This is a genomic window from Methanobacterium veterum, assembly GCF_000745485.1.
Classification (GTDB): domain Archaea; phylum Methanobacteriota; class Methanobacteria; order Methanobacteriales; family Methanobacteriaceae; genus Methanobacterium_D; species Methanobacterium_D veterum.
The window spans coordinates 386,690-398,786 of the sequence record NZ_KN050693.1 but is presented as its reverse complement, the minus strand read 5'-3'; the positions used below and the strand labels follow the sequence as shown (position 1 = coordinate 398,786).

General features: G+C 32.7%; 12 protein-coding genes. 5 read left to right on the top strand and 7 right to left on the bottom strand.

Features of this window, described 5'->3' with window-relative positions:
• The first annotated feature begins 712 nt into the window (after positions 1-712).
• From hemC to EJ01_RS12085, 3 genes are all read left to right on the top strand, one after another.
• A complete protein-coding gene (gene hemC / locus EJ01_RS12095) occupies positions 713-1,582 on the top strand; it encodes a hydroxymethylbilane synthase (RefSeq protein WP_048080898.1) in 870 nt (289 codons plus the stop codon).
• Positions 1,579-2,532, top strand: a complete 954-nt coding sequence (locus tag EJ01_RS12090) for a Gfo/Idh/MocA family protein (RefSeq protein ID WP_048080899.1) — start codon at positions 1,579-1,581, stop codon at positions 2,530-2,532. Before hemC ends, EJ01_RS12090 begins: the two co-directional genes overlap by 4 nt.
• Positions 2,533-2,803: 271 nt before the next feature.
• The gene (locus EJ01_RS12085) at positions 2,804-3,403 is read left to right on the top strand and encodes an orotate phosphoribosyltransferase-like protein (protein WP_048080900.1); all 600 of its coding nucleotides are present in this window, start codon (positions 2,804-2,806) and stop codon (positions 3,401-3,403) included.
• Between the two features lie 655 nt (positions 3,404-4,058).
• Here EJ01_RS12085 and EJ01_RS17350 read toward each other — a convergent pair.
• A complete protein-coding gene (locus EJ01_RS17350; protein ID WP_157197553.1) occupies positions 4,059-4,199 on the bottom strand; it encodes a hypothetical protein in 141 nt (46 codons plus the stop codon).
• 818 nt (positions 4,200-5,017) lie between these two features.
• Positions 5,018-6,247: a peptide chain release factor aRF-1 gene (prf1, locus tag EJ01_RS12080; protein WP_048080901.1), complete on the bottom strand. Its 1,230-nt coding sequence runs from the start codon at positions 6,245-6,247 to the stop codon at positions 5,018-5,020.
• 371 nt (positions 6,248-6,618) lie between these two features.
• Between prf1 and pyrH the strand changes: the two genes are divergently transcribed.
• Both pyrH and EJ01_RS12070 read left to right on the top strand, forming a co-directional pair.
• Positions 6,619-7,293: a UMP kinase gene (gene pyrH, locus EJ01_RS12075; RefSeq protein WP_048080902.1), complete on the top strand. Its 675-nt coding sequence runs from the start codon at positions 6,619-6,621 to the stop codon at positions 7,291-7,293.
• A 191-nt stretch (positions 7,294-7,484) separates the two neighbouring features.
• A complete protein-coding gene (locus EJ01_RS12070; protein WP_048080903.1) occupies positions 7,485-7,685 on the top strand; it encodes a DUF2116 family Zn-ribbon domain-containing protein in 201 nt (66 codons plus the stop codon).
• 183 nt (positions 7,686-7,868) lie between these two features.
• Here the strand turns inward: EJ01_RS12070 and EJ01_RS12065 are convergent, their stop codons facing one another.
• The 5 genes from EJ01_RS12065 to EJ01_RS12045 form a co-directional block, all read right to left on the bottom strand.
• Positions 7,869-8,804 carry a transcription initiation factor IIB gene (locus EJ01_RS12065; RefSeq protein ID WP_048080904.1) on the bottom strand — a complete coding sequence of 312 codons (936 nt, stop codon included), beginning with the start codon at positions 8,802-8,804 and terminating at the stop codon, positions 7,869-7,871.
• Positions 8,801-9,067, bottom strand: a complete 267-nt coding sequence (locus EJ01_RS12060; RefSeq protein ID WP_245611204.1) for an H/ACA ribonucleoprotein complex subunit GAR1 — start codon at positions 9,065-9,067, stop codon at positions 8,801-8,803. Before EJ01_RS12060 ends, EJ01_RS12065 begins: the two co-directional genes overlap by 4 nt.
• Before the next feature lie 497 nt (positions 9,068-9,564).
• Positions 9,565-10,626: a UPF0104 family protein gene (locus EJ01_RS12055; RefSeq protein WP_048080906.1), complete on the bottom strand. Its 1,062-nt coding sequence runs from the start codon at positions 10,624-10,626 to the stop codon at positions 9,565-9,567.
• Positions 10,627-10,771: 145 nt separating this feature from the next.
• Entirely contained in the window at positions 10,772-11,437 is a 666-nt protein-coding gene (locus tag EJ01_RS12050) for an RraA family protein (RefSeq protein WP_048080907.1), read from the bottom strand.
• Between the two features lie 6 nt (positions 11,438-11,443).
• Complete coding sequence (locus EJ01_RS12045) at positions 11,444-11,734, bottom strand: DUF211 domain-containing protein (protein ID WP_048080908.1); 291 nt, start codon at positions 11,732-11,734, stop codon at positions 11,444-11,446.
• Between the last annotated feature and the right edge of the window lie 363 nt (positions 11,735-12,097).

Here is a 12,097-nt window from a genome sequence, read left to right as displayed (position 1 = left end):
CTTAAATTATATACCTAATGATCAATAAACCAATTTTTGTAAAGTTATGAGGTTATGATAATTCTTATAAAGTTATGATCTAAATGTGAAATTATTCACAAAAATCTTTTTAAAGGTCATTGATGAACATTCAATATGGAGTTGGAAAAACTATATATTATTTTGAGTACTCGAAAATCTATCGATTTTTGAGGCCTTCGAAAAATCAAATCGTTTGAAAATCGGAGATTTTCGGTGTTTATGGAGCATAACTCCGTAACCGTAAAAAACCAAATGTTTTTTACATGCATCGAAAATTCTTTGAATTATAGGAAATGCAAGCATGCGAAAAATGAAGCATTCGAAAATTCTGTGAATTTTCGATGCATTGAAATCAGAGCTTGCAAATCTTTGATTTGCGCTCCGAAATCGTAGATTTCGAGAGATTTCAATAGTTTTTTGCGGTTACAAACACGAAGCTTTCGAAAAACAAAGGTTTTCGATGCGTCAAATCGAAGATTTGACAGTGTTTTGTGCATTCAAAAACCTGTCAAAAATCAATTTATTTTTGACGCACAGAAAAATGCTTCGCATTTTTCTTAAGTTTCGGTTTTTGAAAGATTTTGTAAACATTTCCGAACCACAAAAAACCTATGGTTTTTTGAGGATTTCGAGGGATTTTTGATGATTTTGTAGGGTTTTTTAGTTTATTAAATAATTTGGAGAGGATTCTTTGAAAGTTGGCACCCGGGGAAGCAATTTAGCAGTGACTCAAACGAAAAGTATAATCAGTCAGTTGTCTAAAATAATAAACGAAGAAATAGATATGGAAATAATTAAAACTACCGGAGATAAAATCACTGATTCTCAACTTTATTCCATTGATGTAAAAGGCATATTCACCAAGGAACTGGACAAAGCAGTTCTGGAAGAAGACGTTGATTTTGCAGTACACAGTTTAAAAGACCTTCCCACAGAACTCGCAGGTGACCTTGAAATAGTAGCTGTTCCAGAAAGAGAGTCCCCAAATGATGTGCTTATATCTTCACATAAATGGGATGAACTCCCTGAAGGGGCGTCTATTGGGACAAGCAGCCTAAGAAGGGAAGCTTTTTGTAATTATCACGGCAAAAAATTGAATATTAAACCTATAAGGGGAAATATAGATACAAGAATTAAAAAAGTAATTAGTGGAGAATATGATGCAACAATAATGGCAGAAGCTGGCCTTAATAGGCTTGGTCTAGCCCATCATATCAAAGAAGTATTTCCAGTAGACTATTTCACTCCTGCAGCTGGGCAGGGAGCATTAGCTGTAGTTGCAAGGCATGACAGCAGTGTTAGGAAAACTTTAGAAAAATTAAATCATTTTAATTCAGTACAAGAAATAGCAGCTGAAAAAGCTGTGCTTGCAGAACTTGGAGTAGGCTGTCAATGGCCGCTTGGAGTATCTGCAAAGGCAAATGGCAATAAATTAGATGTTTACAGTATTTTATTAACAAAAGAAGGCGATGTACTGTCTGAGGCCAAATTAAGCGGATCAATAAACGATGCAGAAAAATTAGGTAAAGATGTTGCAAAAATAATGGAGGATTATGTGTGAATAAGGTAAATGTGGGCGTAATTGGTGTAGGAGCTATGGGAGTTCACCACGCCAGAGTATATTCTGAACTTGAGAATGCTAATCTAATGGCTATATCTGATCTTATGAGAGAAAAATCAGAGGAGGTTGCTAATCAATACAATACAAGGGGATTTGTAGATTATATGGATATTCTTAAAATGCCTGAAATAGATGCGGTTAGTGTATGTGTTCCTACTACTCATCATTTTAATGTTGTTATGGATGCAATAGAACATGGTAAACATGTATTGGTAGAAAAACCAATAGCATTTACCTTAAGAGAAGCAGAAGCAATGGTAAAAGCTGCAAAAGATGAAGGTGTTAAACTTGCAACTGGTCACGTTGAAAGATTCAACCCCGCTGTAGGAAAGGCAAAAGAACTTATAAAGGATGATGTTATTGGTGAAGTTGTATCTGCATCTGCAAAAAGAGTAGGTCCATTTCCTCCACGAATTAAAGATGTTGGAGTTATAATAGACCTTGCAATACATGATGTAGATATAATGTATCACCTCTTTGACAGCCCAATATCTCGAATATATGCCAATATGGGAAGCAAACTCGAAAAATGTGAATATGAAGACCATGCAGAAATAATGAGCAGTTTTAAAAACGGCATTATTGGTATGCTTGAGGTAAACTGGCTTACACCTTACAAAAAAAGGAAATTAGAAATAACTGGTGTAGACGGGATAATTTCCATTGATTATATCGATCAAACAGTTCACGTATACGGAAAATCCACCCAAAATGTAGATATAGACTACAAAGAACCTTTAAGGGAAGAACTAAGTTCATTTTTAAATGCAGTGGATAACGGTGAAGATCCTAAGATCACTGGTAAAGACGGGATATATGCACTTAAAGTTGTAACTGCAGCCATGAAATCTGCAAAAGATAATCTTCCGGTTGAAATAAACGGTTACTAAGACTTTCTTTTTTTAAAATGTCGATGCATATTCTATCTTTTCGGCATTTAAACTTTTTTTTTGGCGATCATAATTTAAAATTGTGATAAATTAAATATTATAAAAATTTTAGAGAAATTAGTTACAGAATTCCCATATATTTTTATTTCTCAAAAATCAAACCATTGTATAATGTCTGTTTAGTAACAGATAAAAACTTATATGGCAATATCTTAAAAATTAAGTATGTATATTATTAGAAATAATCCTCAATTAAATTGGACGTGTTTTTATGAATGAAGAGCTTATAAAAAGGGCTTATGAACTAAGAAGCAGGGGCTTTACCACTGGAGAAATAGCAGATGAACTTAATGTCTCTAAAGACACCGCCAGATGGCTTATTTTACAGGTAACTGGTAAAAAAATGGAAGAAGGAACCCAAAAAGCTCCAGTTGATTTCGCTATAAACTGGAAAAACTTAGGCAGCAGTTCTACACGAATGATGCATGTATCTGCAGCCATGGCTGATTTAGCTTTAGAATATGGTGATGTTGAAGTAGTAGTAGGTATAACTGTAAGTGGAGTACCATTTGCAACCATGATGGCAGAAATAATAGATGCAGATATAACCATATTCCACCCTATAAAACACAGAAAAGAGGAAGATGCACGGGGAGCAATAAGCAGTAACTTTGCATCAGTTGAAGGTAAAAAAGTCGTGATTGTGGACGACGTCATAACAAGTGGAAGAACTGTAAACGAAGCAATAAACATATTAAACGATCTTGGGGCAAATCCACTTTGTGCAGTTGTTTTAATTGATAAAAAAGGAATAGACGAAATTGAAGGAGTTCCTGTGGAATCCTTGATTCGTGTGAGTAGGTTAGGATAAAACTAATTCCTATTTATTTTTAACAGGTATGGTAGTTTTAACTGTCAATTTTTGAGATTCAGGACTAGTGTAAATAATATATTATCCTTTCCCAATCTATAATCAGCTTTTTCTAAAACTGATTTATTATTTTCTTCATATCTAATTGTTTTTACAGGGATTAATGGTTTATATAGCTCAACACTCTAAACTAATTGCTATATATTTGATATAACAAGTTATATTATCAAAGTCCATCAGAATTCTATTTGATGGAACAATTTTTACCTTTTTAGTTATAGGAGTATCTCCTTCATTCAAACCTTGGAATAAATAATTATCAAATTTATCATTGGTTTCCCTGATTATATCAGCTAAACTAACGTTTTTCCCTGTTGATTCTATTCTAAATTTTTTTCATTGATTTCTAATTGAAAATTTATGGGTTTTCTTTTCCACTATTTTCATTTTCTAGTTCTATATTAATACATTTACAAAATATATCCACTATCTTAAATTCTGGACCACCTTCTTCCACAATGAAAATTCCATTCATTTTTTTACTTCTTCAGCTTTAAAATCTCTTAATTTTCTTAAAACAACATTATAATGATTAGCTTTAATTATTGCTTCATCAGTAAATCCAGAAGTTGAAACTGCAATAACCTTATTAGCATTAGCCGTTTGTTATTATTTGTTCAATCCAATCAATTTCTCCTTTTTCTGCCCTATCTCTACATTCAATAATAGTTAAAAATTCATGTTTACCTACTTTATTTCTAATTGAAATATCAACTTCTCTTTTCTTTCCAGCCACAACATCAAATATATAATCTGGAGACTTAACTACTGCTTGACTATTAAGCTTATACTTTCAAGCTCTTTTAAAATTAATTCAGTTTCTCTACCTTTTCTTGGCATTAAGACACCATATTTTTATTTTATTCCCCCTAATTAACAGTTAATATGATTATAAAATAAGTTTTAAATTAATAAATTTTTTGTTTAAAATAAACAACTGATTAGGATTAAACCAAATTTTATGATTCAATAGCACTTGGAATGCAAAAATATAAAAAAATAGCATACATTTCATATAATAAGAGAATATTATTTTCCAAATTAGTAAAAAAAAGAATTCCATTGATTTATTTTTCCCACAGCTCTCAAACATGTAGTGTTTGGAGCATCGAAACGAAGTTTCGATAGCTCAAAAATTTTTTATTTTTGAGCGAGGATTTTTTGATCAACCTTTTTTAGAAAAAAAAGTTGAGGTGTACCTGTGGAATCCTTGATTCGTATAAGTAGACTTGGATAAGTCTAATTCTTATTTATTTTTAATCCTTTTTTCTTAAATTATTTAAAAAAATCAGAATCTATTCTATCTAAACTACTTTTCAAATTAAATAAAAAAAATAGAGATAGAACTCTATGTTCTATACCTTAGCAGCAATACCACCAAATGCACGTGATAACTGCATCTCCTCCACCTTTTTTCTAAAAAAGTCCTCAAAAATCAGAGATTTTTGGGACGCCAAAAATTCGTAGAATTTTTGAGCGGTGGTCAAAAAATGCAGAAAAATCGTAAATTTTTCTGCCCAGAAAATTTCTCAAAAATCATTAAAAAAATATAGATTAAGTTCTATATCTCAATATAGCAGCAATACCACCAAATGCACGCAATAACTGCATTCCTTCCTCTGTTTCAGTTGAAATAATCTCGATATCAGATCCAACCTCTTCAGCCATATCAACAAACTCGTCGATAATGTCCCTTGATCCAACGACCTTCATTATTTCTCCACATTGTGGGCACTGCTCATTTCCTATTTCTTCAGATTTTTTAATAGTTTTTCCTTCGGTATATGCACATGCAGGGCATTCACATGTCTCGCGCTTGTAACTAACATCTTCAGATAGAAGAAGGACTTCAACTGCACCCATTTCAAGATTTCGCCTTACATCTTTTTCTCCATAAGATGAAAGCCCATCTTCGTTAATGAGTTCCTTTAAAAACCGCTGTACAAGTTTTTTCTCACGCATTATATCCATTTCATTTAAAACATCCATGGACTTGTCAATGACTTCCCTTATACCAAATTCACCAGTATATGAAGTATCTACAGTGGTTATAACCTTATTTTTAATTTCATAGTGCATATAATCCCCTTCAAGGAACTCTTCCTTGGTATGCCCGGGTCCACCTAACACTACTCCCTTTAAGTCAGGGATCGGTAAAAAAGCATCGTTAATATGATGTCCTATTCTTTTTAAGAACTCATGAGCTGCAAGGTCAATTAAACGGTCAAACCTTCGCTGGGACTGTCCACCTGCTTTGTGCTTACCTGGAACACCACTAGTTAATGTTTTAACAATATCAATTCGTTTACCACGTAAGACAGCAATTGTAGCTTCTTTTCTGTCCAGTACAGCAAGTCCATATGTTTCCTTTACATCCAACATATCCTGAAGCGGTTCCAAATAAAATTCAGAATTACAGTGATATGTGTAAGTCTGTATAACTTCTGGCGGCTCAAAAACGTAAGTTTCCATTTTTTCAGTACCAGGACCTCCTTTAGGGATCATTCCAACAAAAAGGAGCAGTCCATGTTCAGGGGGTTTTGGAAACAGCTTCAATTTCTGCACAATTACCTCAATTGCAGACTGTACATTCTTTTTGGTTTGTTTACTCTTAATGTTAGCACTTTGACTTAATTCTTCCCTCATGTGCTTAACTACATCACTCACCTGTTTATCAGGGGGGATATAAACTGACACAAGTTCAGTTCCCCTTCCTTTTTTATCTGCGAGTTCTTCGATGGTTCTTTTAAACTCGTATAACTCTTTTGATGACACTTCAGCCAAAAAAATCACTCCTTAATAATAGTAATAGTAAATTAGTTCATTATATCAACATAATTTAAAATATCAGAACATAAGCTATTTTATATTATATCTTCAATATATAAATTAAAATTTTACCCGTAAATTAATTCATTATATCCATCATTTAAAATATTAAAACATAAGCTCTTTAGTATATTATATCTTCAGTAATATATAATTAAAACCTTACTAGCAAATTAGTTCACTATATCCTCATAATTTAAAATATCAGAACATAAGCTATTTAATTTATATTATATCTTCAATAATATATAATTAAAACCTTACTAATTCTACTTTAGAATTATATTTATTTAAGTTACATTGACAGTTAATATGGTGATGATAATATGAAAATTGTGGTCGCAGTAGGCGGATCTATAATAATTAAAGAGAATAGCCATGAAAAATTTAAAGATTATGCTGATGTTTTAAGAAGTATGAATGATGAACACAAGTTATTTATTGTAGTTGGTGGTGGAAAGCCCGCTCGAGAATACATTGGAATTGCAAGGGATCTTGGAGTTTCTGAAGCAGCTTGTGATGATATAGGGATTGATGTTACACGATTGAATGCTAAACTTTTAATTATGGCCCTTGGTGAAGATGCATATCCAAAGGTAGCTAAAAATTTTCACGAAGCAATGGAATTTTCAGTATCTGGTAAAATTGTGGTTATGGGTGGAACTGAACCAGCCCACAGTACAGATGCTGTCAGCAGTATCCTTGCAGAATTTGTAAATGCTGATCTTTTGATAAACGCCACATCAGTGGATGGATTATACGATAAAGACCCAAATAAGCATGATGATGCTAAAATGTTTGAAAAAATTACCCCTGCAGAAATGATGTCCATTTTAAGCAGTAAAGAAACCAAAGCTGGTACTTATGAGTTTTTCGACAGCACAGCAATACAAATAATTAAACGATCAAAAATAAAGACCAGAATTGTAAATGGAAATCACGCTGAAAATATTCAAAAAGCAGTTTCCAGCGAAATAGGGACTACAATTGTTCATGATTAAAAAATCACTTCATTATTTAATTTTTCATAATTCATGGTAGTCTTTATAAATGTGAAGGATATAGGTTGTATCATAAAGTATTCCAAACATCATTTTTTTTACATGAGTTAAAATGGTTAAATAATGAATACATATTTTTAAAGTTTTAAAATTCAATTTTAAACTACTTACAATAAAAGAGGTGTATTAATATGACAAAACCACATAAACACTGTCCAGTATGCGGAATATCAATTCCACCAGAAGAGCGATTTTGCTCACCTAAATGTGAAGAAACATACGCAGAAAGAGCTAGAAAAGTCGCCAAAACTCGGAGAATGTTTTATATAATTCTTGCAGTAATTATCGTGATTTATATAGCATATGTATTTAGAGGACAATTAGGATTTTAAAATTCCTCTTATTTTTTATTAGTCTTTCAAGTTAATTCTGCAGTATAATTAATAAAATTAGTGCACAAAAACAAATTTCAAGTTTTAATAAAATTTAACAGGCAATAGCTTTATATAACATGCACATTACCTTTTTTTTACTAAATGATTAAAAATAGATTTTATTTAAAGTAAGTAGGGTAACTATAAAGTTACACCCATATCAAGCTGTTCTGTAAGCTCTTTGTATCTGTTACGGATGGTTACTTCAGTTACACCCGCGATGTCTGCAACATCCCTTTGAGTTTTTCTTTCACCAAGAAGTACAGATGCTATATATAAAGCTGCTGCTGCAACTCCTGTTGGTCCCCTACCTGATGTAAGACCTTTTTCCATAGCTTTTTCAATTATTTCAATAGCTTTGGATTGTACTTCACCAGATAAGCTTAACTCACTTGCAAATCTTGGTACGTAATCAACTGGAGATGTTGGTGGTAATTTTATGTTAAGTTCACGTGTTAAGAACCTGTAAGTTCTTCCAACTTCTTTTTTACTTACTCTAGAAACTTCTGCAATCTCATCAAGAGTCCTTGGAACGTTACATCGCCTGCATGCTGCATATAATGATGCTGCAACTACTCCCTCTATACTTCGCCCTCTTATGAGTTTGTTTTCAACAGCACTTCTGTAAACAACTGAAGCTGCTTCTCTCACACTTCTAGGTAAACCCAGTCTCGAAGAGTCTCTATCAAGTTCACTTAAAGCAAACGCGAGGTTCCTTTCTGTGGCACCAGAAATCCTTATTTTTCTCTGCCATTTCCTTAAACGGTACCATTGAGCACGGTTCCTGGCAGGGATATCCCTACCGTAGATGTCTTTGTTCCTCCAATCGATCATGGTACTTAAACCTTTATCGTGGATGGTATAAGTTATTGGAGCACCTACCCTTGTCCTTTTATCCCTTTGCTCATGGTCAAATGCTCTCCATTCTGGTCCCATATCAACTAAATTATCATCGATAACCAGTCCACACGCACCGCATACTATTTCCCCGCGTTCGTGATCGTTAATGAGTTTGTCAGAATTGCATTCCGGGCATCTTGTTTCGACCTTTTCAATTTCTGAAACGTCGTATTTCATCTTTTCTTTCGTTTTTTTCGCCCCCATTTTTTTATAGGTTTTGATGATATATACAAGCTCTCTCCAACTCGCTTTTCAAGATTTTTAGTGTTTTTTGCGTAAACTTTGACTGATATATACGGTCTTTTTGTAGGTCCAAAGAAATCGTGAACAGTTCCAATCCTTTTTTTATCTTCAGTAAAAACAGGTAGTCCAAAACCAGGCGTTTTATCGGATCTTAGTATGATTTTGCCCTTGTTGGAGATATGTGATATAATTCCCAATTTTTTCAGTTTATCATCAACCGATAATTTTATATATTATTATAGTGTGCGGAAGTTATATATAAATATTTCGATATTTTTAAATAATAAATGTTAATCTCTAATATAAGTCTTTTGAATTTATAACCCAACATCTACTCCTAAAACTAAAAATTACATATAGTAAGATAAATCTATAATCAAATTTTAATCTAAAATACAAAAACCATGAGCACAGGCATCTGAAGTTTCTAAAATCTATAAAGTACCACTAAAACTAAAAATAAAGGATCTTAATAAATAATAATTCTTAAACGCTCATGCCCAGAATGTTGTGTAAATAATAACGCTTCATTTTTCATGTGATTAATGGTTAAATAAATTGCATTTTTTAAGATAAATCCCATATAATCAATTAAAACTACAATTTAACATAAGTATAACTCATGCACAGGATCATGGACACGAGCGTTCTTAATTATGCTTTTAATCATAAATTAATTGATAACATATCAAGCTTAAGCTTTTGAACTTACCTTTTTTTCTTTATAGATTTTACCGTAGTAAAACGTTGCAAGGGCTCCAATAGACGTTGGAATAACATAACTTACCACACGATCCAGCAGAGATACTGCAAGGACTATATCTGGAGAAACACCTACAGGCAGGAAAAGGGCAATCATTACAGCCTCACGAATACCAAGAGACCCGGGTATATTCGGGATTATAGAGACCACAAATGCAACAGTATAAATAATTACCACAGGTAAAATTGGAGGATGGTAACCTACAGCCACAAATGTTAAATAAAAACGTAAACTATCTATTCCCCACATTAAAAAAGAGATTAAAATACCCACAACAAACATCTTACGATCTTTAAGTACTCCCTGAAAACCAGTGGTAAAGCTTTCGATATATCCTATCAGCTTATCGTGGATATTGCTAAAAGGTGTTTCTTTAGATGTTAACCTTTTTGCAAGCGGATATATACGCTTTGCAATAGAAATAACCAATCTGGTAGCGACCTCCTTCTTATAGCCAACATATATCATAAGTCCAAAGATAACTATCACAAGTATAATTAAGATAATGATTATCAAACTAAGCCAGAATCCGGCATCTAATGTAAATATGAGATATATAGTAAGTATAGAGACCAGTACAAATGGGAAAAATTCAAAAACCCTATCTGCAGTGGTAGATGCAAATCCAACTTCAAAAGGAATACCCTCAAACTTGTCAAGAAGATACGCACGTAAAGGTTCTCCACCAGCTGCACCTGGAGTGACGTTATTCCCAAAAATACTCGAATAAAGCATTAAAATTATCTGTTTAAATTTAGGTGCCTTATCGAGAATATCTAAAATAAATTTCCATCTTACAGCCCACATAAGCAGCATAACAAGTTCTAAAACCAGTGTAAACAACATTATCGTTAAATCAGTGTGATCTAAAACACTTAAAATTTCATCTAAGCCTATAAAAAAAGACACTAAGAATATGATAAATAAGCCCGCAGCAAACGACAGCGCAATTTCCAGTTTATGATCCTTTATAAATTCGGTGGTGTTCTGCATATTAAATCCCTGTAAAACTAGTATTATCCTTATTAGTACATTAAAAACATCTTCATAAGTTATGTGAATATAACCTTATATAAATGTTTTTCAAGCAGTAATTAACATTTGATTATAAATAAAACAAATTATTAGGATTAAATATTTAATTTAATCCAAGTATATCTGAAAAAGAATAGCCTTTTTCAATTTTTGAGATGATTTGAGCCTCATTTCTTTTAATGCGCAATGTTTCATCTATAACGTCTTTTAAATGCTCATCTGGCACAACTACGACTCCACATTCATCCCCTATAATTAAATCATGAGGATTAACAGTTACATTTCCACAGGTTACTGGAATATTAATTTTACCTTCTGCTTTTGAGCTTCCGGCATTAGGAACAATAGTCTTTGAGAATACGGGATATTTTAATTTCTTTACTGCTCCAACATCCCTTACAGCCCCATCGATTACCGTACTTATTATTCCCCTCTCTTGCGCTGTTTTTGAGGCTAGCTCACCCCATACAGCTTTATCATCACCTTCAACCTGAATGACAAGAACTTCACCTTCTTTAGCCGCTTCAATAGCTTTAATACTTGTGCCCCAGTCATCAGCCATCGTACTGGCAGTTACTGCCCTTCCAACGATGGTCCTATCAAATAATGGCTTAATTCCAGAAAGCACTCCCGGATTACCTGTTACTTTGTTTAAAGCATCTGAAACCTGGGATGTATTAAGATTCAAGCGTGCTACTTTAGAATCAGAAAATTTGGGTGAAAATAATTCTAAGATGCTCTCAGGTGAAAGCTTCTTCTTATTTTTCATATAAAATCAGTCCTGAGGTGTTGTAACTTCTTCAACAAGTTTTTTACCGGCAACAACCTCGTCAACACTGTGAATTGAACCGCCGTATTGCTTAATTGCTTCACTTATTTGTTCAAAATTTAAATCATTTCCCTGCATTGTTACTTTAACGTTCTCTGTTTCTTTATCTATTTCCATTAAAGTAACGTTTACACCATCTACTCCATCTATTTCACTTAAATATTTTGCAAAATAAGGTATATTTGGTTCATGAGGTTTTAGTATATCTAAAACAATTCTAATTAGGCCTTTTGCCAATTTAATATCCTCCAAAAATATTTTTAATATTTTTGAGGTTCAAGAAATGCTATGCATTTCTTTCAACCTCCAAATTTTTGTTAGAAAATTTGGGGTTTCAAAAATCTCGAAAAAGATTTTCTTCAACCTCCAAAAAACTTTGTTTTTGGGGTTCCAAAATTCATTCTGAATTTTGTCAACCTCCAAGTTTGGTAGTTAATAAATCATATTTCTACAATATCATTTAAAACTTTACATTTATATCAAAGTTTTAAACGAAAAACTATATTATTTACATAATTCTGATTTAAATAGTCTACTAGCCGATCATTTGATATAGATCAGGACTTAAACTTAATAATAAAATGTATTAAATGGTTTAAT

Coding starts and splice junctions, on each gene's coding strand:
- EJ01_RS12085 (WP_048080900.1), top strand. CDS start 2,804: ATGAATGAAGAGCTTATAAAAAGGGCTTATGAACTAAGAAGCAGGGGC.
- pyrH (WP_048080902.1), top strand. CDS start 6,619: ATGAAAATTGTGGTCGCAGTAGGCGGATCTATAATAATTAAAGAGAAT.
- EJ01_RS12070 (WP_048080903.1), top strand. CDS start 7,485: ATGACAAAACCACATAAACACTGTCCAGTATGCGGAATATCAATTCCA.
- EJ01_RS12065 (WP_048080904.1), bottom strand. CDS start 8,804: ATGAAATACGACGTTTCAGAAATTGAAAAGGTCGAAACAAGATGCCCG.
- EJ01_RS12055 (WP_048080906.1), bottom strand. CDS start 10,626: ATGCAGAACACCACCGAATTTATAAAGGATCATAAACTGGAAATTGCG.
- EJ01_RS12050 (WP_048080907.1), bottom strand. CDS start 11,437: ATGAAAAATAAGAAGAAGCTTTCACCTGAGAGCATCTTAGAATTATTT.